Source organism: Mesorhizobium sp. M0496 (assembly GCF_040321205.1).
Taxonomy (GTDB): Bacteria; Pseudomonadota; Alphaproteobacteria; order Rhizobiales; family Rhizobiaceae; genus Mesorhizobium.
The window spans coordinates 13,249-37,599 of the sequence record NZ_JAMYRC010000024.1; the positions used below are offsets into that span (position 1 = coordinate 13,249).

The following is a 24,351-nucleotide window of genomic DNA, read 5'->3' on the forward strand; positions in this document are numbered from 1 at the left end:
ATGGACCCTCTCAGGCAAGTTTGGCCGGAATCAGTCCGCGCAGCGAATTGCCGACGAACAGCGCCCTGGCGGATTTCAAATCGTCCAAGCTGTAGATCGCTTCACGGGCGCGGCCTTCGTCCAGAAGCTCCGCGCGCAATACGCCAGGCAGCAGGCCGCAGTCGAGCCGGGGCGTCGCCAGCATGCCGTCCCCAAGATCGGCAAAGACGTTGGTGATGGTGCCTTCACAGATTTCGCCACGCTCGTTGGCCAGGATCACCTCGTCGGCCTGGGTGATAAGATATTCAGCGCGGGCATGCGTGTAGAGCTGCCGCCGGCTGGTCTTGTGGCGCAGCAGCGTATCGTGCGAATCGAGCCTCGTTCGCGCCAGCCGCAGCGTCCAGACCTTGTCGGCGGCGAGCGGTTCGTAGGGTTGTGCCGAGGTGATCACCTCGCCGTCGCGCGACAGGACGAGGCGGGTGCGCAGGGCAATGCCGGACCCGCTGACCGCGCTGCTCAGGGCCTCGCCGACCTTGCCCGGATCATAGCGGAAGCCGAGTTCCGCCGCCGAGCCATAAAGGCGGGCGAGATGGCGATCGAAGCGCCGGAAGCCCGAGCATGGTTCCCAGCGCATGGTCTCGATCAGCTGGAAATCGGCGGTGTTCCCGTCGCGAAGCGCGCTTTCAGCAGACACTCCTGATACTCCTCCTGCGCCGTCGAATCGAAGACCACGCCGCCTCCGACATTGTAGATGGCCTCGCCGCCGGAAAAGAGCGAGATGGTGCGGATCGCCACGGAAAAGCGCATCGTGCCGCCGGGCGCGATCCAGCCGATAGCGCCGCAATAGACATCGCGCGGTGTTCCCTCCAAATCGTGCAGGATTTCCATGGCACGGATTTTTGGCGCGCCGGTGATCGAGCCACAAGGAAACAGCGCCGCGAAGATCTGGCGGATGGAGAGACCCGGCAGCAATTTGGCCCTGACATCGCTCACCATCTGGTGGACCGTCGGATAGGTTTCGATGCGGAACAGCGCCGGGACGTCGAGTGTGCCGACCTCGCTGATCAGCGAAATATCGTTGCGCAGGAGATCGACGATCATGCGGTTTTCGGCCTGGTTCTTCTCGTCATTGCGCAGGAAGATCTTCTGCCGTTCGTCCTCGGCCTTGGTGGCGCCGCGCGGCGCCGTGCCCTTCATCGGATGCGTCTCGATCATGCCCCCGGCGTCGATCTCGAAAAAGAGTTCGGGCGAACGCGACAGCACGATGGGCTCACCAAGCGCGATCAGCGCGCCATATTTCACCGGCTGGCGCTCGGTCAGCGCATCGAAGGCGGCCAGCGGGTTATCAGACCATTGCGCATGTATCGGAAAGGTCAAATTGCCCTGGTAGCAATCGCCCTGCCTGATGTGCTGGTGCAGCCGCGAGAACCGCTTCTCATAGTCCTTGGGCGACCACGTCGCGCGGGCGTCGAAGATCGGACCATTGGTCGCCACGATATTGCGCAGCGGCACCGTCTCTTCGACCGGCGCATTGAAAACTCCAAAGCACACGAGTGGAGCGCGGCGCCCGTCCGGCAGCAAGGGAACGAGTTTTGGCTCGAGCAGATACCCCGCCTCATAGGAGAAATAGCCGGCAAGCCATTTGCCGGCATCGTGCGCGGCTTGCGCTGCTTCCAGCGCCGGCAGGAAATCCTTTGCCTCATGCGCCACGATGACATCGGCCGGCCGGTCGAAAACGAGCTGGCGCGCGGTTTCGTCGTTGCGGAAAATGGCGGCGGGCAGGGACATGGGCACCGGATGCTGCGGTCAATGAAGCCGTCGACCGCTCTATATGGGGGGCCGCTCGCGCGCAATCGAGGGAACGGCACGCTGCCACTCAAAGCCGACCTTTGGGCCGACCTTTGGGCCGACCTGCAGGCTACCTCCGCATCGATATTGCCGGCCAAAAAAACGACGGCGCCCAGGGCACCGCCGTTTGCAACAATATTGCCTCTGCCGCTCAGGTGTTGCTGGCCGTTCCAGCTGTCGGAAACTGCTTGGCGAATTCCTTTTCGTTGCCGGCGGCGAGCAGCTTGGCCTGCTCGATCCAGCGCTCGCGTGCGATACGGCCGTCAAAATTCATCACGTCCTCGATCCGCTTGACATCGGCGGCTGTCCAGCCGGCGATCTGGGCGAAGCTGGTGACGCCTTGCGCCTTGAGCAGCTTCTCGTTGACTGGCCCAATGCCAATCAGCCGGCGCAGATTGTCGGGCTTGCCGGATGCTGGCTTGGCCGGCGCCGGTGCAGCTTTCTTGGCCGCTGCGGGCTTGCTCGTCGCGGGTTTGGCTGGAGCCGAGGCTTTGGCGGTGGCGGGTTTCGCCACCGGCTTGGCAGGGACCGCCTTCGCTGCGGCCGGTTTGGCCGGCGCGGGTTTTGCGGCGGCGGATTTGGCCGTCGCGGAAGTCGACATCAGGGCTGCGGACGCTTGGCCCGCCGGCTTTGCCGCGCTGCTCCCGGCAGTGGGCGTTGCCTGCGCGTCGCGCAGCCGGCGCTCGAGGTCGGCGCGGGTCTTGCCGCATGCATCGAGTTCACCGGTCAGCCGGTCGCTGTCGGCACGCAGCCTGTCGCGCTCGCTGCGTGTGCGATCGACGTCGCCACGCAAGCTGTCGAGTTCACCGCGCAGGCGTCCCCAGAGGAACCAGCCCACCAGCACGCCTACCAGGAACGCCAGGAGCATGTAGAAAAAAGTGCCCATTGTCTCTCTCCAGTCAGATCCGTCTGCCGCGGCATGGGTCCATGACCTCGGCGAAGGATTACTCGATGGTGGTTCCGCGGTTCGCAGAACAGCCGGCTTCGGTGGAGCTGTCGGCGATCGGCTTTTGCTTGCCCATGGCCAACGGCCGTTGTCGCGTTCGCCTGAGCGCCACGGCCGGCTGAGATTTTTCCTCGCCGATCCGCATGCGCTCCGGCTGAGCTTGGAGCGAAGGCTATCATAGAGCTTATGGAAAGCTATCGGAAAACTTCGGCGGAGAGTACTTCAAGAACAGATATTTAGGGCGATAGTACAGCTATGCCAACATGCATTCCGGCTAAACTGTTCGGCGACGCCTGCGGGACGTGTTTCAAGCGTCGAGCGCTTCCAGCTCGTCGATCAGGCCACTGATGACGCCAAGCCCGATCTGCCAGAAGGCGGGATCGGTGGCATCCAGGCCGAAGGGCGCCAGAAGCTCGGAATGATGCTTGGTACCGCCGGCGCGCAGCATCTCGAAATACTTGTCCTGGAAACCGCGCTCGGCGTTCTGGTAGACCGCGTAGAGCGAGTTCACCAGGCAGTCGCCGAAAGCATAGGCGTAGACGTAGAAGGGCGAATGGATGAAGTGCGGAATGTAGGTCCAGAACACCTCGTAGCCTTCGCGCAGCTTGATCGCGGGACCCAGGCTTTCGGCCTGCACTTCGAGCCAGAACTGGCCGAGCCTGTCGGAGGTCAGCTCGCCGTTCTTGCGTTCGGCATGCACCTTGCGCTCGAATTCATAGAAGGCGATCTGGCGCACGACCGTGTTGATCATGTCCTCGACCTTCTGGGCGAGCATGGCCTTGCGCTCGCGCCTGTCGGTGGTCTGGTCGAGCAACGAGCGGAAGGTCAGCATCTCGCCGAAGACGGACGCCGTCTCGGCCAGCGTCAGTGGCGTCGAGGCCATCAGCGCGCCCTGGCCGCTGGCCAGCACCTGATGCACGCCGTGGCCAAGTTCGTGCGCCAGCGTCATCACATCGCGCGGCTTGCCCATGTAATTGAGCAGCACATAGGGATGCGCCGACGGCACGGTCGGATGCGCGAAGGCGCCGGGCGACTTGCCTGGACGCACCGGCGCGTCGATCCAGTTGCGGTCGAAAAAGGTTCGCGCGATCTCCGCCATGTCGGGCGAAAAGCGCTGATAGGCGGACAGCACGGTGTTCCTGGCCTCATCCCAGCCGATGATCGCCTGGGGCGTATCCGGCAACGGCGCGTTGCGGTCCCAGTGGTTCATCACATCCATGCCGAGCCAGCGCGCCTTCATCGCGTAGTAGCGATGCGACAGGCGCGGATAGGCATCGCGCACGGCGGACGCCAGTGCATCCACCACGCTGCGCTCGACGCGGTTGGCGAGATGGCGTGAATCGGCGATGTCCTCGAAACCGCGCCAGCGGTCGGATATTTCCTTGTCCTTGGCCAGCGTGTTGGTGATCAGCGTGAAGGTGCGCAAATTCTTGCGAAAGGTCGTGGCCAGCGCCTCGGACGCCCGTCGGCGCACCTCGCCATCGGCGTCCTGCAGGCGGTTCAGCGCCGGCTCCAGCGTCAACTCCTCGCCGTCGATGTCGAAGCGAAGGTCGGTCATCGTCTCATCGAACAGGCGGTTCCAGGCGCCGCGCCCGGTGATCGATTTTTCGTGGAAGAGCTGCTCGACACGGTCCTCGAGCTGGTAGGGCTTGTCCTTGCGCAGATCGAGCACCCACGGTCTGTAATGGCCGAACGCGGGATCGCCGGCGAGCGCGCTTTCGATGGCGGCATCGTCGATCAGGTTGAGTTCGAGCGCGAAGAACAGAAGGTGCGCGCTGGCGTCGGTCATCTTCTCCTGGATGTCGCCATAGAGCTTGGCGCGCTGCGGGTCGGCGGTGTTGCCGGCATAAACCAGTCCCGCATAGGAGACGATGCGGCCGATCAGTTCCTCCAGGGCCTCGTAGGCGACAAGCGCCTCGCCCAGCCTGCCGGCGCTGCCGCGCTCGGCCTCGGCGGCCAGCGTGCCCTTCCAGCGGCTCTCGAAGCTGATTGCATTGGTGGCCGCCTTGGCGATATCGCGCTTCAGTTCCGGCGCGTCCATGCCGGCATAGAGGTCGGCAAGATTCCATTCCGGCAGGTCGCCAAGCTCGGCCGCGCCCTGGCCGGACGCTGGCGCTGCAAGCTGCCGAGCAGAAACCATGTGCCCAGAAACTATGGGCCCAGAAACCATGTGCATTGCCGACACCTTCCGTGGCCAAGATTCAAGGGGAAACGAGAAGCCGGTCAAATCCTAAGGAATTCATTCACCGGGTTTTTTGAAACCTTATTTAGAACCCTGTGCCAAGATGGTCCACAGGGCAGAATTCCTCGGGCGGGCAGTCATATCAGTCATGACAGGTTCCATACTCATAGTCGATGATGATCCCGTGCAGCGCCGGCTGCTCGAAGCGGCGGTGACGCGGTTCGGTTATAGTGCCATCGTCGTCGACGGCGGCGCAGCCGCTCTCGATATGCTCGACGGGCCCAGCGCCCGCGAGGTTTCGGTGGTCATCCTCGACCTGGTCATGCCCGGTCTCGACGGAATCGGCGTGCTGAAGGCGATGCGCGAGCGTGACATAAATGTCCCGACCATCGTGCAGACCGCTCAGGGCGGCATCGAGACCGTGGTCTCGGCGATGCGCCACGGCGCCTTCGATTTCGTCGTCAAGCCGGCGTCTCCCGACAGGCTGCAGGCGTCGATCGGCAACGCGCTCAAGGTCGAGGCCGTCGAGGGCGAGGTCAAACGCACGTCGCGCCGACGCAACGGCCTTCTGACCTTCAAGGACATGATCACGCACAGCCCGGCCATGGACAGGGTGATCCGCCTCGGCCAGAAAGCGGCGGCATCCAACATCCCGATCCTGATTGAGGGCGAGTCCGGCGTCGGCAAGGAGCTGGTGGCGCGCGCCATCCAGGGCAGCGGCGACCGCCGCTCGAAACCCTTCGTCACCGTCAATTGCGGCGCCATTCCCGACAATCTGGTCGAATCGATCCTGTTCGGCCACGAGAAGGGTTCGTTCACCGGGGCCACCGACAAGCACACCGGAAAATTCGTCGAAGCGCATTCGGGAACCCTGTTTCTCGACGAGATCGGCGACCTGCCGCTCGACGTCCAGGTCAAGCTGTTGCGCGCCGTGCAGGACGGCGAGGTCGACCCGGTTGGCGGACGCTCGACCGTCAGGGTCGACATCCGGCTGATTTCGGCGACGCACCGCAACCTCCTGCAGCAGGTCAAGGACGGCAAGTTCCGCGAAGATCTGTTCTACCGGCTGAACGTCTACCCGATCTTCGTGCCGCCGCTGCGCGACCGCCGCGACGACATTCCCTATCTGGTCACCCATTTCATGGACAAGGTCGCGCCGGCCGACCCGCGTCATCGCCTGCAAGGCATTTCGGCCGCGGCGCTTGCCGTGCTGCAGGCCTATGACTGGCCTGGAAACATCCGGCAGCTCGAAAATGCCGTCTTCCGGGCCTCGGTGCTTTGCGAAGGCGATGTGCTGACCACGGAGGACTTCCCGCAGATCCGGGCGCAGGTGGAAGGCACTGTCAATCTCGACACCGACGGTGGTGCGCTGTCGCCATCCCTGCCTTTGGATGGGCGCGAAGAAGAAGCCTTGCCCGGCGAGGGAAGCCCGGCAACCGAACCCGATCCGCCGGCCAGGCTGCAGCCCCGCTTCGGCACGTTGCGGGCGCTCGACGAACGCGGCAATGTGCGTGCGCTGGCCGATGTCGAACTCGAGATGATCAAGCTCGCCATCGATCACTACAACGGCCAGATGAGCGAAGTCGCCCGCCGACTCGGCATCGGCCGCTCGACGCTTTACCGCAAGCTCAAGGAATACGGCATCGACCCCGAAACCGGCCGCGTCGACCGGCTCGCTTCCTGAGGCACAAGGCCGGCGCCAGCTTGCAATGCCACAACAGCCCGTATACCGGGCCCTTGGTGGATTGTGGCGAGCCTATGGACAGCTCTGTTCACGCATTAAGGCTAACGGTAACAGATCGTGTTCCGGGCGAAGGCGGAAACATGATCTAAACCAGCGGTTTACCAAGAAACCCTGTGCACAATTTTTGACGGGATATCGCCACGGTGTTACCGCATTTCGGCTTCAATAAGCGATGATTAACCATTAGGATCGATATTCGGATGTGATAACGACACATCCGTTTGGGCAAATCCGGGGACAAACGGCAGCCTGCAAGGCCTTTTGATTTGAACAGAATCGAACGACACATAAACGGGCGGCATTATCACGTGAGCGTCTGGCCGAAGTGGCTGGCAGCGTTGATTGTCGCATTTGGTTTTGTTGCCGCGGCTGCGACCGGAGCCAGCGCCGAAACACGTTCGCTGAAGCTCTATCACCTCCACACCCACGAGAAGGCCGAGATCGTCTACAAGCGCAACGGCCGCTACGTCCCGGAGGGTCTCAGGAAGATCAACATCATTCTGCGCGACTGGCGTCGCAACGAGCCGACCAAGATGGATCCGCGTCTGCTCGATCTGGTCTGGGAAGCGTATCGGGAAGCTGGCGCCACGGACTACATCCAGGTCGTCTGTGGCTATCGCTCGCCGTCGACGAACTCGATGCTGCGCAGCCGCAGCCGAGGCGTCGCCGAGAAGAGCCAGCACATGCTCGGCAAGGCGATGGACTTCTACATTCCCGGCGTGCCGCTGAAGAAGCTGCGCAACATCGGTCTCAAGATGCAGGGCGGCGGTGTCGGCTACTATCCGTCCTCCGGTTCGCCGTTCGTCCATATGGATGTCGGCAATGTGCGCCACTGGCCCGGTATCAGCCGCCAGGAACTGGTCAGCCTGTTCCCCAATGGCAAGACGCTGCATGTGCCGAGCGACGGCAGGCCGCTGCCCGGCTTTGAGCAGGCGCTCGCCTCCTACAAGGCGCGCAAGGGTTCGGGCTCGCCGGCCATCGAGTTGGCCAGCGCCGGTGGCAGCGGCAAGAAATCAGGCGGGTTCCTGTCGGCCTTTTTTGGCGGCGGCGACGACGAGGCCGATGACAGCGCCGATGTCGAGACCGTTTCGGCAGCACCTCCACCCAAGGCGAGAAACCTGAAGCCGGCAGCGGCCGCCAAAGCCAGCGACCTCCCGGGCATCGCCATCGTGGCGCCGGAGAACGCGCAGCGCGCCGAAATTCCGCAGATTGCCGACGAGCAGGCTCCGGAGCCGGAACAGGACACGCCGGAGACGATCATCGCGGCATTGCCGGCACGCAGCATTCCGTTGCCTGATTTCGCACCGCGGCCGAAAGCCGATGTCGGCGCCCAGCCGCCTGAGAACGTTCCTTTTGCGATGGCGGATGCGACAGCCACCACCGAGCAGGCCGTGGCGACAGCACATGCGCCGGCGACCGTTCCTTTCGGCATGGCCGATGCGACGGCTTCGGCTGATCCGGCCCAAATTGCCGTCAACAACGTACCGCTGCCGACTTGGCGCCCCGAAACTTCGCTGCCGGCCGCTCTGGCTGCGCCGCCCAGCAAGGATGTGCTGATGGCGCTGGCCGATACGGCTGAGCACGGCAAGACCGCCACCGATGCGTTCTCGGTGCTGCCGACGGCGCGCCCCGAGATGGCCAGGCCGGACGCTGTCAAGGCCGTGCTCGACGAGGCCAATGCCCAGGTCGGCGCGGCCGACGAATATCAGATTGCTTCCTTGTCCGAGTCCGAGCCGCGTTCGGCGTTCAACGATCCGTCGGGCACTGATGCCGCATCGCCGCGCGACGCTGTCGTTGCCCGCCCGGCCGGCTCCGATCCGGCCGCCGCGATCGGCGCCGGCGTGAAGACGACCCGCAAGGAATCGAGGGCTACGGCCCGTGACCTGAAGCCAGGCCCCAAGGCGATGGTGGTTGCCGCAGCACCTCAGGCCGCCCGCTGGGCGCTGACCAGTGGTGAGAATGTCGCCGCTGTTTCAAGTTCCACGACGGCGCCGGGCTACGCCTACAATATCGTGCACACGCCGCCGAGCGAGGTCTACACGGCCGGCTTCCAGCCAGGCAACGATGTGGCCGATGCCAACCGCTTCACCGGCAACGCGGTCAAGTTCCTGTCGGTCGCACGCTTCCAGACGAAGTAACGGACCAATCAATCGACGAAGCCGCGCCGGGCAACCAGCGCGGCTTTTTGTTGCGCGGCGAGGCGCTGCCACACTGCGACGCAAGTCGGCCGGGTTATTTCATGTCGCGAGGCCTTATTTCGCGAGCTTGCTCGCCGCGCGCGCCAGGGCTTCGATCTCGTCCCATTTGCCAGCCTTGACCAAATCGTCCGGCGCCACCCAGGAGCCGCCGACGCAGACGACGTTGGGCAGGCTGAGATAATCGGCCGCGTTCTTGCCGGTGATGCCGCCGGTCGGGCAGAATTTCACATCGGCCAGCGGCGAGGCGAAGGCCTTCAACGAAGCGATGCCGCCCGACTGCTCGGCCGGGAAGAATTTCAAGAAACGCAAGCCGGCTTCCCGCGCCGCCATGATCTCGCCTGGCGTGATGGCGCCGGGCAGCAGCGGAACATCGCTGTCGGCGGCTGCCGCCAGAAGCTCGCGGGTGATGCCGGGGCTGACGATGAATCGCGAGCCTGCGCTCGCTGCCTCTTCGAACTGCCTGATATCGAGAATGGTGCCGGCGCCAACGACGGCTTCCTCGACCTCACCAGCCACCCGCCGGATCGCTTCCAGTGCATCGGCGGTCCTCAGCGTAATCTCGATTGCCGGCAGGCCGCCGCGTGCCAGGGCGCGTGCCAGCGGCACGGCGTCGGCGACATCGGAGATCTTCAGCACCGGGATGACCGGCTGGCCGTTGAGGAGCGACAGGAGGTTTTCGGTCTTGCTGGGCATCTGTCTCTCCGTATCCTAGTGCATGTCGCCCAAAAGTGACCCGGGTTTGGGAAACGACATGCATAAACAAAGACCTAAAGCGCATCGCATGAATTCGTTTCGGCGCGACGGGCTTTAGGACAATTCAACCGATTAGCAGACGGGTGTTTTTCTGTCCATGAAACGAAGCGTGTCGCGATGTCACGCGCAGTCGACGCTTGCCGGGATTCCGGCTCTGCCTTGAATCGGCTTGCGTGAGCGTTTAGTGGCTTCGGCAATGATATCACTTCTGCCCTTTCGCGTCGCCGCGCTCTACCAGTTTGCCCGGCTCGACGCCTTCGAGGAACTGCGCGCGCCGCTCGCTGCGTTCTGTTGTGGGCGCGGCATCAAGGGCACGCTGCTTCTGGCGCATGAAGGCATCAACGGCACCGTCGCCGGCAGTGAAACGGCGATTGCCGAACTGATCGAGTATCTCGAAGCCGTCGAAGGACTCGCCGGCCTCAAGGTCAAATACAGCGTAGCCGCGGAAATGCCGTTCCATCGCATGAAGGTGCGGCTGAAGCGCGAGATCGTCACCATGGGTGTCGCGGATATCGATCCGGCGACGAGCGCTGGCACCTATGTCGCGCCTGCCGACTGGAACGCGCTGATTTCCGAGCCCGATACGATCGTTATCGACACCCGCAATGCCTATGAGGTCTCGATCGGCACCTTCAAAGGCGCGGTCGACCCCGCCACCGCCAGCTTTCGCGAGTTCCCGGCCTGGGTGGAAGCGCATCGGGCGGAATTGGAAGGCCGCAAGGTCGCGATGTTCTGCACTGGCGGCATACGCTGCGAAAAGGCGACCGCCTACGTCAAATCGCTCGGCTTCGAGGACGTGTTCCACCTCAAGGGCGGCATCCTCAAATACCTCGAGGAGGTTCCGTCCGAACAGAGCCTGTGGCAAGGCGAGTGCTTCGTCTTCGACGAACGGGTTTCGGTGTCGCACGGCCTCGCCGAGGGCGAGGCGGAACTCTGCCGCGCCTGCCGCCATCCGCTGACGCCGAGCGACCTGACATCGCCCAGATTTGCCGCCGGTGTTTCGTGCCCGCATTGCTTCGATGCGCGTTCAAACGAGGACCGCCAGCGTTATGCCGAGCGTCAGCGGCAGGTCGAGCTTGCGCGGGCGCGGGGCAGGGATCCGCACATCGGATCTTAGGTTGGCGCTGTTATCGACAGCTCCGGCAAAGCGACGGTTTGTCATTGTAATGCAAGGGTTCGGGACCTACGTCTTCGACGTTCGAAACCTGCCCGTTCGGCCGGGCAAATCCTGGAGGCATTGAATGTTCGATCCCAAGAAGCTTCTCGACGATCTGCTCGGTTCGCAAATCCCCGGCACCAGCGGCACCGTTCGCGACAAGGCGGGTCAGGCTGTGCAGATGGCCAAGGACAATCCGCTGGCTGCCGGCGCGCTCGCTGCAGTGCTGCTCGGAACCGGTGCTGGCCGCCAGGTGACGGGCACCGCAGTGAAGCTCGGTGGATTGGCCGCGATCGGCGGCCTCGCCTACAAGGCCTACCAGAACTACAAGGCCGGCAATGCACCGGCCGAGGCGCCGGCCACCGAGCCGGAACTGCTGCCGCCGCCCAAGGACACCGCGTTCCACCCGTCGCAGGCACCGCAAGGCGAGGATGAATTCACCCTGACCCTGGTGCGGGCAATGATCTCGGCAGCAAAGGCCGACGGCCGTATCGACGATGACGAGCGCCAGAAGATCGCCGGCAAGTTGAGCCTTTCGGGAATTGGCTCCGATGCCGAAAAATTCCTGATGGCGGAGCTGGCGAGCCCGCTCGACCTCGATGCGCTGGTGGCCGGCGCAAAGACCGATGCGCAGAAGCTCGAACTCTACACCGCATCGCGCCTGACCATCGATCCCGACACACGCGCCGAGCGCGGCTACCTCGACCTGCTGGCCGGCCGGCTTGGCCTGCCGGATGCGCTGGTCGATCATGTCGAGGCGACGGTTTCGGCAGCCAAGGTGCCGGCCAAGGCCGGAACTTCACCCAATCCGCGCTGGTAGGCCAAAACGGCACAGGCGGCCTGTTTTGCGTTAACCTTTCGTTAACCCAGCAAGCGCATCATTCTAACCAGTCGGATCGGCTTTCCTCCTCCCAAGCCCGGTTCAGATCAGGGCGGTCGCCAATGACCGCCCTTTTTGTCGGCACGATCTGCTCGCCTGAGCATGATCTCCAGCAAAATCGGATCCCAATTTCGGATCATGCTTTGTGCTTCGGCTTGCCATCGCCGCCGTCATTTGCGATGCCTTTGCTTCTTGCGCAAACCCGGAAAATAGTGCGAGCGCGCGTCATTGCCGGAGGACAACAGCCATGATCGTAAAAAGAACCGCCATCGTCACCGGCGCCGGCACCGGCATCGGCAAGAGCGTCGCCACGGCGCTGCTCAAGGCCGGCTGGAACACGGTGTTCTGCGGGCGCCGCAAGTCGGTGCTGGATGCCGCGGTCGCCGAAGTTGGCCGCACCGATGCCAAGGCATTGGCGGTTGCCTGCGATATCAGCAGGCCCAGTGAGGTCGATGATCTGTTCGAGACGGTGGCGGCGGCCTTCGGCCGCGTCGACCTGCTCTTCAACAATGCCGGCATGGGCTACAAATCGACGCTGATCGACGAGATCCCGATCGAGGTGTGGAACGATATCGTCGGCGTCAATCTCACCGGTTCGTTCCTGTGCGCCCGCGCCGCCTTTGGCGCCATGCGCAAGCAGCGGCCGATGGGCGGCCGCATCATCAACAATGGCTCGGTGTCGGCCTACGCGCCGCGGCCAGGCTCGGTGCCTTATACCGCGACCAAGCATGCCATCACGGGGCTGACCAAGACGCTGGCGCTGGACGGAAGGCCCTATGACATTGCCTGCGGCCAGATCGACATAGGCAATGCACTGACCGACATGGCGCAGCCGATGACGGTCGGCGTGCCGCAGGCCAATGGCTTGATCGCCGCCGAGCCTGTGATGGACGTTCAGCGCGTTGCCGACGCCGTCGTCCACATGGCCAGCCTGCCGCCCGACGCCAACGTGCTGTTCATGACGGTGATGGCGACCAAGATGCCGTTTGTGGGACGTGGTTAGTTAGTTCCCGGCCAACGGCCCGCCGGGCAGGTAGAGCGCGACGGGACGGATCTCGTAGACGGCGGTTGGATTGACGCGGCGAAAGTCGCGCGCGATGGCGATCACATCGTCGCGCGTCGCGCAGTCGACGACATAGAGACCGAGAAGCTGTTCCTTGGTCTCGGCGAATGGCCCGTCAATGACGGTTCCCTCGCCTGGCCCGCGCAAGGTGAAGGCGGATTGTGTCGCCCCAAGCCGCGCCGAAGGTCCGAGGCTGCCGTCGGCGTAGAGCCCATCATGTATCTTGAGCAGTTCGGCCATCAGAGCGGCATCTTCCTGCGGCGTCAGTGCCTTGATCGCGTCTTCCACGTGATAGGCAAGGATTGCGTAGAACATCTGATGTCACCTCTGTCTTGTCGTGAACGGCCAAGGACGTTTCGGATGGCTCATTTCGCCAGGAACGCTCCGATCCGCTCCAGCGCGCGCAAAATGTTCTCCTCGGAATTGGCGTAGGAGAGCCTGATATAGCCTTCGCCGAGAATGCCGAAATCGGGGCCGCCGATCAGTGCCACGCCGGCCTCGTCGAGCAGCGCCGAGGCGAGCTTCTTTGCTTTCCAGCCGGTCTTCGAGACGTTTGGGAAGGCATAGAACGCGCCCTTGGGCGTGATGCAGGAAATGTTGGGCAGGGCGTTCAATCCCTCGACAACGATCTTCCGGCGGCGGTCGAAGGCACGCATCATCTTGTCGACGTCGTCCTGCGGGCCGTCGATGGCCGCGATGCAGGCAAACTGGCTCGGCGCGTTGACGCAGGACCAGCAATTGACCGCCAGCTTGCGCACCTTGTCGTAGAGATGGGCGCCCTTGTCGCCATTCGGCCAGATCGACCAGCCCATGCGCCAGCCGGTCATCGCCCAGGTCTTCGACCAGCCATTGAGCACGATCAGCCGGTCGCGGATCTCGGGAAAGCCAAGCAGGGAGCAATGCGTCTCGCCATCATAGGTCATGACGTCGTAGATCTCGTCGGAGAGGATGGCGACGTGCGGATGCGCCTCCAGCCCCTTGACCAGTTTCTCGATCTCGGCGCGCGGGGTGACGCCGCCGGTCGGGTTGGCCGGCGAGTTGAGGATCAACAGCCTGGTTTTCGAGGTGATCAGCGCCAGCGTCTCCTCGGCGGAGAAGGCAAAGCCGTTTTCCTCGCGCATCGGCACTGGAATAGGTGCTGCACCGGTGAACTCGATCATAGAGCGATAGATCGGAAAGCCGGGATCGGGATAGAGGATCTCGGCGCCAGGTTCGCCGAACATCAGGATCGCGGCGAACATGGTGGGCTTGCCGCCGGGCAGGATCATCACCGTCTCGGGCGACACCTCGACGCCAGTAGTGGTCAGCGTGCGCCGCACCACCGCCTCGCGCGTCGCCAACAGGCCATTGGCCGGCGTGTAGCCGTGGTGGCCGTCGCGCAGCGCCTTGATCGCCGCCTCGACGATGTGCTGCGGCGTCTTGAAGTCGGGCTGGCCGATGCCGAGATTGACGATGTCGCGGCCCTGTTGGGCAAGCGCTGTGGCCCTCGCGAGCACGGCAAAGGCGTTTTCTTCGCCGAGACGGTCGAAGGCCGAAATCGTGTGGAGCATTTTTCCCGTCCGTGTGGTTCTTGCTGTTGGGTCGCGTTTTTGTGAGCCTCGGGCCGCAAAAGTCAAACGGATTGGAGTTCTTGGTGTCGGAAAATCTCAAAGACTGGCAACCGCGCCCGCGGCCCGAGCGCAAGGTCATCGACGGCCGGTACGTCCAGCTTGAGCCGCTGAGTGCCGCAAAACACGGCGACGGTCTCTATGAAGCGTCCTCCGTATCCGATGTCGACGGCCGCTTCGCCTGGCTGCCCGACTATCCGCCGGAGACCCGTGCCGCCTTCCAGCCATGGCTGGACAAGGTCGAGGCCAGCGAGGATCCGCTGTTCTTCACCGTCATCGACAAGGCCAGCGGCAAGGTCGCCGGACGCCAGACGCTGATGCGCATCGATCCGGCCTACGGCGTCATCGAGATAGGCAACATCTATTGGGGGCCACTCATCTCGCGCAAGCCGGGAGCGACCGAAGCGCAGTTCCTGTTCATGAAATACATCTTCGACGAGCTTGGCTATCGCCGCTACGAATGGAAATGCAACAACCGCAACGAGCCATCGAAGCGGGCGGCAGAACGGTTCGGCTTCAAGTTCGAAGGCATTTTCCGCCAGCATCTCATCGTCAAGGGTGAAAACCGCGACACGGCATGGTATTCGATCATCGACAAGGAGTGGCCGGCCTTGCGCAAGGCCTATGAGGCGTGGCTCGATCCGGCCAATTTCGATGGCGACGGCCAGCAGAAGCGACGGCTCGAGGATTTTCGCGCGCAGTTTGGGGCGTGAGATCAGGCGCGTAACGGAGTTGCCATTGGCCCACACCCACGATCATAGCGGGCATGATCACATTGGGCACGATCATGGGCCCGGTCATGTACATGGTTCGACCGACAAGAAACGCGTGCTTATCGCGGCCTGCCTGACCGGCGGCTTCATGGTCGCCGAAGCGCTTGGCGGCATCCTCACCGGGTCGCTGGCGCTGCTGGCCGATGCCGGCCACATGCTCGCCGATGCGATCGCGCTCGGCCTTGCCTGGTATGCGTTTCATCTTGCGGGGCGTCCGGCGACCGTTCGCCTCACCTACGGCTTCGGCCGGATCAAGACGCTGGTGGCCTATACAAACGGCGTTGCCATCTTCGTCATCGCGCTGTGGATCGTCTACGAGGCCTGGGGGCGCCTGCAGGCGCCGGCACCGGTGCTTGGCGGGCCGATGCTGGTGGTGGCGATCCTCGGCCTGCTGGTCAATATCGGTTCGTTCTTCGTGCTGCATGGCGGCGATCGCGAGAACCTGAACATGCGCGGCGCCATCCTGCATGTGCTGGGCGACCTGCTCGGCTCGGCCGCGGCCATCGCTGCCGCGCTGGTCATCCTGGCGACAGGCTGGACGCCGATCGACCCGATCCTGTCGGTCCTGGTTGCGCTGCTGATCCTCTACACGGCATGGTCGCTGATGCGTGAAGCCGCCCATGTCCTGCTCGAGGGCGTGCCGCCAAGCCTCGATCGCGATCTCATCGCCAGGGATATCGAGGCGACGATCCAGGGCGTGCGCGAAGTGCATCACATGCATGTCTGGTCGCTCGACGGGACCAGCAACATGGCGACGCTGCATGCCTGCCTCGATGAGGGCGTCGATGCCTATCAGGCGGTCAGCGCCGTCAAGAAGCGGCTTGCCAGCGAGCACGGCATCAGCCATGCCACCGTGGAACCGGAATTCGGACAGTGCGCCGACGATAGCCACGGCCACGACCACCGGCATGAAGCGGCCGCGCATCACGACCACCATCACTAGGACCGATCGATTGGTCCTGCCTCAGGAGTTCCAAACCTTGAAAACCAGCTTGATGAACGCCCACTGCCCGGACGCGGCGTGATGGATCGCGACACCAGAAATGCGGCCATCGCAGCGGTGTGGATCATGCTTCTGTTCGGCATCGGCGCCTACTATCTGCCGACCGTAATGTTGGCTCTTGGCAGCCTTTCGACCGTGCTGGCCGGCGCCTTTGGCATCGTCTTCGTGCTGGCGTTCTTCTCGGTGTTCTGGCTGCGGGCCCGCAACCAGCGCAAAAACCAGGGTAAATAGGCAAGGGATTTTCGACATGCGCATTCTGATCACCGGCGCCGCGGGTATGGTCGGCCGCAAGCTCATCGCCCGGCTGGCCAAGGACGGCACGTTGCGCGGCGGCAAGATCATCGCGCTCGACCTGCACGATATCGTGCCGCCGCAGGCACCTAGCATGAACGGGGTCAGCATCACCCTCCACACCGGCGATCTTGCCGAGGCGGGTGCCACTGAACGCCTGGTCGCATCGCGCCCCGATATCGTCTTCCATCTCGCCGGCATCGTGTCGGGTGAGGCGGAGGCGAATTTCGAACTCGGCTACCGCGTCAATCTCGACGGCACGCGCGCGCTGTTCGATGCCATTCGCCTGGCGGGCTTTGCACCGCGCGTCGTCTTCACCTCGTCGATCGCGGTATTCGGCGCGCCGTTCCCGGATGTCATACCGGACGAATTCCATCCGACGCCGCTGACCTCCTACGGCACCCAGAAGCAGATGAGCGAAGCGCTGCTGGCCGACTATACCAGGCGCGGTTTCTTCGACGGCATCGGCATCAGGCTGCCGACCATCTGCGTGCGGCCAGGCAAGCCGAACAAAGCTGCGTCGGGCTTCTTCTCCGGCATCATCCGCGAGCCCTTGAGCGGCCACGAGGCGATCCTGCCGGTGCCGCGCTCCGTCGTGCACACCCACGCCAGCCCGCGTTCGGCGGTCAATTTCCTGATCCATGCGGCGGAGATCGATGGCGCCGCTGTCGGGCCGCGCCGCAATCTGACGATGCCCGGCGTAGCCGTCACCGTTGGCGAGCAGATCGAGGCGCTGGAACGCATCGCCGGGCCGAAGGTGGCAAGCCTGATCCGCGAGGAGCCGGACGAGACGATCTGGGCGATCGTCAAGGGCTGGCCGACCCGGTTCGAGGCGCGGCGGTCGAGGGAACTCGGCTTTGTCGCCGAAAAGAGTTTCGATGAGATCATCCGCGCTCACATCGAGGATGAACTCGGCGGCAAGATCGCGAGTTAAACCTGCAGCACTACGGTGGGGAAAATCACCCGCCTGATGCCAGGCTCGCCGACAAAAGCAACAGTCCGAACAGGAACACGAAGGCGGCGCCGCCGATCTCGACGATCGAGTGGATGCGGTTGCCCATGCGGCCGTCGCCGGCGAAATAGACCGCCCAGTTCTTGGCGGTCACCGCGAGTGTGGCCAGAGCCGAGACGGTGATCGCGGTGCCCAGCGACATCGCCAGCACCGACAGCAGGCCGCCGAGCCAGAGTCCGTTGAGCAGGGCAAAGCTGAGCACGATCAGCGCGCCGGAGCAGGGACGGATGCCAACCGCCGCCACCGCCGACCATGCCGTGCGCCAATCGAAGCGATCGCCCGACAGCAACGCCGGATCGGGTGCATGCGAATGGCCGCAGGTGTCGCAGACCTCGCCTGCCGCGTGATCGTGGTGCGCATGATCGTGTGCGCCGTGATCATGGCCGTGCGCACCATGGTCGTGATGATCGTGCGAATGGCTAGGCGCATGGTCGTGATCGTCATGCACCTGCAGCGCATGCGAATGGGCATGCGCCGAATGGCTGTGAGCGGCATGCGAATGACCGGCATGCGAATGGCCACCATGAGAATGTCCGGCGTGCGCTGCCGACAGGCTGTAGGGTGGGCCTTTGCCAAACAGGCGCAGGACGGCAGGGCCGAGCTTGCGCCACAGCAACCAGGCGCCAAACAGCGTGACGAAGACAAAGCTCATGATCTCCATGAACCAGGCCGCGTCTGTCATCGACACGGAGGTGCCGCGCAGGACGAAATAGGCGACCCCCATCACCGCGACCGCCGTGAGGCCCTGCAGCAGCGCCGAGACGAAGGACAACAGAATGCCGCGCCGCAGCGCCACTTCGTTGGCGACCATGTAGGACGAGATCACCGCCTTGCCGTGGCCCGGGCCGGCGGCGTGGAAGATGCCGTAGGCGAAGGACAGGCCGACGAGTATCCAAATCTTGCTGCCGTCCTGGCGCATCGCCTTCATTGCCGTTGCCAGCGCGCGATAGAATTCCTGCTGCCGCAGATTGATCCACATCAGGAGGTGGGCGAAGGGGCCGGTGGTGGGCGCCATGCCGTCATTGACGCCGATGCCGAGCGAACTCTGGGCATGGGCGGCGTTGGCAAAATGCATCATGGCGACAGTGAGGGCCAACAGGCCGAATGCCAAACGCAGGGACGGTTTCGTCACCGGCTTCATCCTTCTGGCTGACAGGTCAGTTCGAGCTTGGTGGCGAAGATCTTGCTCATGTCGGTGCCGGTCGGATCGTTGAAGAAGGCATCGGTGAGTGTCTTCTGGTTTTCCTTGATTGCCTCGTCCGGGTCCGGACGGATCACCTTGCTGGTGCAATTCGACGGCAGGCCTTCAACCGTGATGTTGGAATCTTCGGTGAAGTCGATCGCCGTGTAGAAGGTCGGATCGTAGACGCCGATATCGATCTTGCCGTTGAGCTTGATCGGCACCTTCGGCTCGGATTCGAACAGGATGATCAGCTGGTCGTTGTCGAAATTGGCCATCAGATGCGGCGGTGGCGTCATCGCCACGTCCTTGCCGTCGACTGTGACGAGCTGGAAGTAATTGAACTCGGCCAGCGAGGCATGGACGGTGTCGGCGACCTCCTTCAACTCCTTGTCGTCGAGCTTCAGGTCGGAGTTCTTGTCGAACTCCATCATCACCGTCGAGGAAAACAGATCGTCGAAGCGCCAGAGGTGACGCAGGGCTTTCACACTTTGGTGATCCGGGGAGAGGATCACATCGAGGCGGGCTTCGGCGAAGACGTGCGGGTGCACCTCAGCCGGTCCGGTGGCGGCGAATGTCGCCGCCAAGGCCGAAGCCAGCATGATAGCGTGCCGTTTCAGGTGCATTCTCGGTCGCGATTCCATTGGCCTCGGAGAGATGTCGAGAGTTATCAGAAAGGGGGCGAAATTGGGACCGGACGCGGCCGAAGTGGGTCAGGCAACCTCACGCGTCCTGAACCACTGCACCAGGAAGTCGACGAAAACGCGTACCTTGGCCGGCAGATAGCGGCGGTGCGGGTAGACGGCGAAGATGCCGCCGCCCGATAGGATGCGGTCATCCATCACCGCCACCAGCTGGCCGCTGGCGAGGTCGGGCGCGGCAATGAAATCCGGCAAGACGGTGAACCCCAATCCGGCCACGGCCGCGGCTCGCGCCGTCATCGGACTGTTGACCTCGACTGGACCCGACACCGAAACGCTCACCGGATCACCATTATCGCCCTTGAACGGCCAGTTGTTCAGGCCGCGGCCATTGGTGTCGACGATGCAGGGCATGCGGCTGAGATCCTGCGGCCGTGTCGGCATGCCATGCTTGGCTATCAGTTCCGGGGAGCCGCATAGCTTTATCGAAAACGGCGCCAGCCGCCTGGCGATCAGCGACGAGTTCTCCAGCCGCGAGATGCGCACCGCGAGGTCGAAGCCTTCCTCGACCAGATCGACGAAGCGGTCGTCGAGCTGGATGTCGAGCACGATGTCGGGATGCTGCTTGGCGAAATCGATCAGCGACTGGCCGATCGGTGCATCGGCGAAGGTGCGCGGCGCCGACAGCTTGATCCGGCCGCGCACGTCGCCGGAGGATTCGCGCACGGCGTCGGCCAGGCTGTCGACCTCGCGCACGATCTCCGAGGCGCGCCGGTAATAGGTGTGGCCGGCCTCGGTCATCGAGAACTGGCGCGTGGTGCGGTTGAGCAGCAGCGCACCGAGCTCGTCCTCCAGTTCGCGCACATATTTCGACAGCAATGCCTTGGAGCGGCCGATCTTGCGTGCCGCCGCCGAAAAGCCCTCGGCCTCGACCACGTCGATGAAGGCACGCATGCGGGTCAGTGTGTCCATGGTCAGGCCTTTCGTGCGGCGTCGAGAAGTTTCCGGCCGAGCCGTATCAGGGCAATGTCGCTGCCGGAAGGGCCAAGCAGCGACAGGCCGAACGGGGCGCCGGCGACCGAGCCGATGGGCAAGGTGATCTGTGGAAAGCCGGACAGGCCGGCCAGGCACAGAAGCTGGAGCGCCCGTTCGCGATAGGCCTGGAACTGCTCCGTCGTACTGTCCACGTATGGCGCCGGGCCCGGAACCGTAGGCAGGACAAGGAACCCGTCCTTGCCGAGCATGGCACTCAGTTCGCCGCGAAACGTCAGCCGGCGCGCCTTCTCGGCCTCCGCTGTCTTGTCGTCGACGGCACGGCCAAAGCCGAAGCGTTCTTCAACGCCGGGACCGAGGTGGCGCTCGCCACTGGTGATCCATTCGCCATGCACCGCCCAGGCCTCCCTGGCCTGCAGCCGGCGAAAGCACCAGTAGAGTTCATCGGGAGACGAGGTGAAGCGCACTGCCGGCGTCGCCGGCGTGCTGAAGACCGCACTCGCCAGCGCCTTCATTCCGGCATATTCGGCCAGCGCCGGGCGGGCGACCATCCCGTCCAGCCATTCCAGCGCCAACGGCCGGTCCAGTGTATGCTGGTGCGGGTCGCGGCCGAGCAGCAGCTTGCCGACGGTCTCATAGGTCTCGATGTCGTCGGCGAACCAGCCGAACGTGTCGAAGCTCGGCGCCAGCTTCATCGTGCCATCGAGCGAAATGCGCCCATGTGTGGTGCGCAGCCCGATCAGGCCGCAAAAGCTCGCTGGCGCGCGGATCGAGCCGCCGGTGTCGGAGCCGGTGGCGATCTCGGCCAGCCTGCCCGCCACCGCCGCCGCCGACCCTGATGACGAGCCGCCGGTGACGCGGTCGGGCGCTGCCGGGTTCACCGGAAACGAAAAATGCGCATTCTGGCCGAACAGCGCGAAGGCAAGCTCGTCGGTCTGGGTCTTGCCGACGAAGCGTGCACCGGCATCGAGAATCATCTGCACGGCCGGTGCCGTGCGCGAGGCGGCGTGGCTGTCAGTGAATTTCTGCAAGTTGCCGCAGCCGGTGCGGTAGCCGGCGACGTCGTAGATGTCCTTGACTGCCAGCCGCAGGCCGGCCAGCGGGCCCAGCTCGGCATGTGCGACCGGCATCTGGCGAAGATCGAGAAAGGCGTTGAGAGGGCCGTGCGTGCCTGTCATCGTTCGATATCCGGATACGGTTGCCGCAACATCGTTCGATGCCAGAAATTTTACAACCTGGGATACGATTTTTATTGATTGTGATGGCAACCAGCCATATATCGCGCTTGCCCAAAGTCGCACGTGCCTGTGGGTGTCCGCCGATCCTCGAATGGTGAGGGAAATCGGTAAGGTAACTGGAGCCAACCCCTCCAGTCGGTTTAGCGGCCAACCGCCAGACCGAGGACACCTTGAAGCAACGACGGTGCGGGCCTTTCTGGTTCTCTGCCGGTTGTCCAAAGACCGGGGTTACTGAAGAGGCACACCTTCATTGCCGGCAGTGCGGACGGGTCTCCCATCCAAGCCAAGGCAGACAAAGCGAACCGAGGCCGGGCAAGGCCAAGGTTCACCGCCGCGAGACGGCGCTTCATGGTTCCGGGGTCTCCACCGGCTGGTTCCATGGATTTCCGTCCCGCCTTTGTCCACCGCGTGTTCGCGAGGCTGACAGCCCGCGTCCGCAGCCTTATTGCGCGCCGAAAGGCGCTGATGGAGAGACCCGATGGCTACCCAGCGCATCCTTGACTTCCTCGCCACCCGACGCCCGTCCGGCCCCTGCCTCGTCGTCGACCTCGATGTCGTGCGCGACAATTTCCGCGCCTTCGAGAAGGCGCTGCCCGATTCGAAAATCTACTATGCGGTGAAAGCGAACCCGGCGCCGGAAATCCTGCGCCTGCTTGCTGCGATGGGCTCGTCCTTCGACACCGCTTCCGTTGCCGAAGTCGAGATGGCGATGGACGCCGGTGCGCCGGCGGACCGCATCTCCTTCGGCAACACCATCAAGAAGGAGCGTGACATCGCACGCGCCTATCAGCTCGGCATCCGCCTGTTCGCTGTCGATTGCGTCGAAGAGGTCGAGAAGATCGCCCGCGTCGCTCCCGGCGCGCGCGTGTTCTGCCGCGTGCTGACTGATGGCGAGGGCGCCGAGTGGCCGCTGTCGCGCAAGTTCGGCTGCGTGCCGGCGATGGCCGTCGACGTGCTGCGCCACGCCAAGGGGCTCGGCCTCGACGCCTATGGCGTGTCGTTCCATGTCGGCTCGCAGCAGACCGACCTGACCGCCTGGGACCGTGCGCTGGCCGACGCCAAGGTGGTGTTCGCGACGCTCGCCGAGGAAGGCATCGTCTTGAAGATGGTCAATATGGGCGGCGGTTTCCCGACGCGCTACCTGCGTGACGTGCCGGCCGCCCAAGCCTATGGCCAGGCGATCTTCTCGGCGTTGCGCAAGCATTTCGGCAATGCCATCCCGGAAACCATCATCGAGCCGGGCCGTGGCATGGTCGGCAATGCCGGCGTCATCAAGTCGGAAGTCGTGCTGATCTCGAAGAAGGCCGCCAACGACAATGTGCGCTGGGTGTTCCTCGACATCGGCAAGTTCGGCGGCCTGGCCGAGACGATGGACGAGGCGATCCGCTACCCGATAGTCACCCCGCATGACGGCACGGAGACCGCGCCCTGCGTGCTCGCCGGCCCGACCTGCGATTCGGCCGACGTGATGTACGAGAAGACGCCGTATCCGCTGCCTTTGTCGCTGACGATCGGCGACGAGGTGCTGATCGAAGGCACCGGCGCCTACACGACCACCTACTCGGCGGTCGCCTTCAACGGCTTCGAGCCTCTCCGATCCTACGTGATCTGACGGTTCGAGAGAACCGGTCAGATCATCCCAGGTGGGCGCCTGTCGTCCATCCGGGCTCGCCTGTGGAACAGATCTCCGCTCGCTAGGGATTGCGGAAATGGACATTGCAAATTTCATCGTTGATGGCGCCGCACACTGGCCGCTCTCCCCCCTCGAGGGGGAGATAGCCGCGAAGCGGCCAGAGGCGGTCGCCTCCGCTGCCGCGACTTCCCTTGCGCTGTCTGGGGCCGGCGCCTCACGCGCGGTGACCCCCTCTGTCGCCTTTGGCGACATCTCCCCCTCGAGGGGGGAGAGTGCCATCGCCATTGTTGCCGAAACCGCGACCGACGTTGCATCGCGCGAAGCGCTGCTCGATCGGGCCATGGGGCCGAAGCGCAAGACAAAATCGTCGGAAAAGCTGCGGCGTGGTCGCCGGCCTTCGGAAGGCCTGGCCTTCGTCATGCGCGATGCGTCGGGCGCCGTCGCCGGCACCGTGCGGCTGTGGGATGTGCGGTTGGGCGAGGGCGGCCCGGCAGCGCTGCTGCTTGGCCCGCTCGCCGTCGACCCGTCGCTCAAGAGTGCCGGCATCGGCTCGGCGCTGATGCGCCATGCCGTCGCCGAAGCGGCGCGGCTTGGCCACGCCGCGATCCTGCTAGTCGGCGATGCGCCTTATTACGGACGCTTCGGCTTCTCCGCCGCCAGGACCGGTTCGCTCGCCATGCCGGGGCCCTATGAGCGGCACCGCCTGCTGGCGCTGGAACTGGTAGAAGGCACGCTGGACGGCGTCGAAGGCACGCTGAAGGCGGCAGGGCGCAAGCTGAAGGCGCAGGAACTGAATTCGGCGGCCTGATGCCTCAAGCCGCCTGAAGCGGCGCGTCTTCATTCAAAACAATACGCCGCCCGTCGGGCGGCGTTTTGTTTGTCTGGAAGTGGTCAGCCAATCAACTGGCTGAGGGCCATGGCGACGGTCATGTCGCCTTCGACCTTTATCTTGCCGGTCATGAAGGCCATGGTCGGGTTCAGGTCGCCGGCGATCAGCGAATCCAGGTCGTCGAGCGAGAGCTTGATGGTGCAATCGGCGGGCGCGTCGGTGGTCGAAACGCTCGCACCGTCGATGACGATGACGCCGTCGCCGCCGGTGTCGAATTTCACGGAACGATCGAACCCGCTGCTTGCCACACGCGACTTGATCTTCTCGGCAATCTCCTGAACGCTCACGCTGTTCTCCTTGTCTGGTTGCATCTGTCTCGCAACGGCGCTTCGATCCAGCCGA

At 63.9% G+C, this 24,351-nt stretch carries 23 protein-coding genes; 11 read left to right on the forward strand and 12 right to left on the reverse strand.

Features of this window, described 5'->3' with window-relative positions; genetic code table 11:
* Positions 1–10: 10 nt before the first annotated feature.
* The 4 genes from NKI73_RS19895 to NKI73_RS19910 form a co-directional block, all read right to left on the reverse strand.
* Complete coding sequence (locus NKI73_RS19895; protein ID WP_352632616.1) at positions 11–673, reverse strand: aminotransferase class IV family protein; 663 nt, start codon at positions 671–673, stop codon at positions 11–13.
* Complete coding sequence (locus NKI73_RS19900; protein ID WP_352632617.1) at positions 622–1,767, reverse strand: aminodeoxychorismate synthase component I; 1,146 nt, start codon at positions 1,765–1,767, stop codon at positions 622–624. The genes NKI73_RS19895 and NKI73_RS19900 overlap by 52 nt, the downstream gene beginning before the upstream one ends.
* 211 nt (positions 1,768–1,978) lie before the next feature.
* Entirely contained in the window at positions 1,979–2,713 is a 735-nt protein-coding gene (locus NKI73_RS19905) for a helix-hairpin-helix domain-containing protein (RefSeq protein ID WP_352632618.1), read from the reverse strand.
* A 367-nt stretch (positions 2,714–3,080) separates the two neighbouring features.
* Positions 3,081–4,913 (reverse strand): M3 family oligoendopeptidase, encoded by a 1,833-nt coding sequence (locus NKI73_RS19910; RefSeq protein WP_352632619.1) that lies wholly within the window; start codon positions 4,911–4,913, stop codon positions 3,081–3,083.
* Between the two features lie 190 nt (positions 4,914–5,103).
* Here NKI73_RS19910 and NKI73_RS19915 point away from each other — a divergent pair, with 190 nt between their 5' ends.
* Positions 5,104–6,639 (forward strand): sigma-54-dependent transcriptional regulator, encoded by a 1,536-nt coding sequence (locus NKI73_RS19915; RefSeq protein ID WP_352632620.1) that lies wholly within the window; start codon positions 5,104–5,106, stop codon positions 6,637–6,639.
* A gap of 368 nt (positions 6,640–7,007) precedes the next feature.
* On the forward strand, positions 7,008–8,837 hold the full coding sequence (locus tag NKI73_RS19920; protein ID WP_352632621.1) for a peptidoglycan L,D-endopeptidase MepK: 1,830 nt from the start codon (positions 7,008–7,010) through the stop codon (positions 8,835–8,837).
* Positions 8,838–8,951: 114 nt separating this feature from the next.
* Here NKI73_RS19920 and NKI73_RS19925 read toward each other — a convergent pair whose 3' ends face one another.
* Entirely contained in the window at positions 8,952–9,590 is a 639-nt protein-coding gene (locus NKI73_RS19925; protein WP_352632622.1) for a 2-dehydro-3-deoxy-phosphogluconate aldolase, read from the reverse strand.
* Between the two features lie 256 nt (positions 9,591–9,846).
* On the opposite strand from NKI73_RS19925, the gene trhO reads away from it, so the two are divergent.
* From trhO to NKI73_RS19940, 3 genes are all read left to right on the forward strand, one after another.
* On the forward strand, positions 9,847–10,767 hold the full coding sequence (gene trhO / locus NKI73_RS19930; protein WP_352632623.1) for an oxygen-dependent tRNA uridine(34) hydroxylase TrhO: 921 nt from the start codon (positions 9,847–9,849) through the stop codon (positions 10,765–10,767).
* 124 nt (positions 10,768–10,891) lie between these two features.
* Positions 10,892–11,626: a tellurite resistance TerB family protein gene (locus NKI73_RS19935; RefSeq protein WP_352632624.1), complete on the forward strand. Its 735-nt coding sequence runs from the start codon at positions 10,892–10,894 to the stop codon at positions 11,624–11,626.
* Between the two features lie 307 nt (positions 11,627–11,933).
* Positions 11,934–12,689: an SDR family oxidoreductase gene (locus tag NKI73_RS19940; protein ID WP_352632625.1), complete on the forward strand. Its 756-nt coding sequence runs from the start codon at positions 11,934–11,936 to the stop codon at positions 12,687–12,689.
* Here NKI73_RS19940 and NKI73_RS19945 read toward each other — a convergent pair whose 3' ends face one another.
* On the reverse strand, positions 12,690–13,064 hold the full coding sequence (locus tag NKI73_RS19945; RefSeq protein WP_352632626.1) for a YciI family protein: 375 nt from the start codon (positions 13,062–13,064) through the stop codon (positions 12,690–12,692).
* Positions 13,065–13,114: 50 nt separating this feature from the next.
* The gene (locus NKI73_RS19950; RefSeq protein WP_352632627.1) at positions 13,115–14,299 is read right to left on the reverse strand and encodes a pyridoxal phosphate-dependent aminotransferase; all 1,185 of its coding nucleotides are present in this window, start codon (positions 14,297–14,299) and stop codon (positions 13,115–13,117) included.
* An 83-nt stretch (positions 14,300–14,382) separates the two neighbouring features.
* Between NKI73_RS19950 and NKI73_RS19955 the strand changes: the two genes are divergently transcribed.
* The 4 genes from NKI73_RS19955 to denD all read left to right on the forward strand — a co-directional run bounded on the left by NKI73_RS19955 (position 14,383) and on the right by denD (position 17,357).
* Positions 14,383–15,069, forward strand: coding sequence for a GNAT family N-acetyltransferase (locus NKI73_RS19955; protein WP_352632628.1), 687 nt, complete (start codon positions 14,383–14,385; stop codon positions 15,067–15,069).
* A gap of 25 nt (positions 15,070–15,094) precedes the next feature.
* Positions 15,095–16,072 (forward strand): cation diffusion facilitator family transporter, encoded by a 978-nt coding sequence (locus NKI73_RS19960; RefSeq protein ID WP_352632629.1) that lies wholly within the window; start codon positions 15,095–15,097, stop codon positions 16,070–16,072.
* A gap of 78 nt (positions 16,073–16,150) precedes the next feature.
* On the forward strand, positions 16,151–16,363 hold the full coding sequence (locus tag NKI73_RS19965) for a hypothetical protein (protein WP_352632630.1): 213 nt from the start codon (positions 16,151–16,153) through the stop codon (positions 16,361–16,363).
* A gap of 16 nt (positions 16,364–16,379) precedes the next feature.
* Positions 16,380–17,357, forward strand: coding sequence for a D-erythronate dehydrogenase (gene denD / locus NKI73_RS19970; RefSeq protein ID WP_352632631.1), 978 nt, complete (start codon positions 16,380–16,382; stop codon positions 17,355–17,357).
* Between the two features lie 25 nt (positions 17,358–17,382).
* Here denD and NKI73_RS19975 read toward each other — a convergent pair whose 3' ends face one another.
* The 4 genes from NKI73_RS19975 to NKI73_RS19990 all read right to left on the reverse strand — a co-directional run bounded on the left by NKI73_RS19975 (position 17,383) and on the right by NKI73_RS19990 (position 21,427).
* On the reverse strand, positions 17,383–18,576 hold the full coding sequence (locus NKI73_RS19975) for a nickel/cobalt transporter (RefSeq protein ID WP_352632632.1): 1,194 nt from the start codon (positions 18,574–18,576) through the stop codon (positions 17,383–17,385).
* The gene (locus NKI73_RS19980; protein ID WP_109659327.1) at positions 18,573–19,241 is read right to left on the reverse strand and encodes a DUF1007 family protein; all 669 of its coding nucleotides are present in this window, start codon (positions 19,239–19,241) and stop codon (positions 18,573–18,575) included. Before NKI73_RS19980 ends, NKI73_RS19975 begins: the two co-directional genes overlap by 4 nt.
* Positions 19,242–19,328: 87 nt before the next feature.
* On the reverse strand, positions 19,329–20,228 hold the full coding sequence (locus NKI73_RS19985) for a LysR family transcriptional regulator (RefSeq protein WP_352632633.1): 900 nt from the start codon (positions 20,226–20,228) through the stop codon (positions 19,329–19,331).
* A 2-nt stretch (positions 20,229–20,230) separates the two neighbouring features.
* The gene (locus tag NKI73_RS19990) at positions 20,231–21,427 is read right to left on the reverse strand and encodes an amidase (protein WP_352632634.1); all 1,197 of its coding nucleotides are present in this window, start codon (positions 21,425–21,427) and stop codon (positions 20,231–20,233) included.
* A gap of 538 nt (positions 21,428–21,965) precedes the next feature.
* Between NKI73_RS19990 and odc2 the strand changes: the two genes are divergently transcribed.
* Both odc2 and NKI73_RS20000 read left to right on the forward strand, forming a co-directional pair.
* Entirely contained in the window at positions 21,966–23,099 is a 1,134-nt protein-coding gene (odc2, locus tag NKI73_RS19995) for an ornithine/lysine decarboxylase (RefSeq protein ID WP_352632635.1), read from the forward strand.
* 271 nt (positions 23,100–23,370) lie between these two features.
* Positions 23,371–23,928, forward strand: coding sequence for a GNAT family N-acetyltransferase (locus NKI73_RS20000; protein ID WP_352632691.1), 558 nt, complete (start codon positions 23,371–23,373; stop codon positions 23,926–23,928).
* An 83-nt stretch (positions 23,929–24,011) separates the two neighbouring features.
* On the opposite strand, the gene NKI73_RS20005 is transcribed toward NKI73_RS20000, so the two are convergent.
* Positions 24,012–24,296 carry an SCP2 sterol-binding domain-containing protein gene (locus tag NKI73_RS20005; protein WP_352632636.1) on the reverse strand — a complete coding sequence of 95 codons (285 nt, stop codon included), beginning with the start codon at positions 24,294–24,296 and terminating at the stop codon, positions 24,012–24,014.
* Between the last annotated feature and the right edge of the window lie 55 nt (positions 24,297–24,351).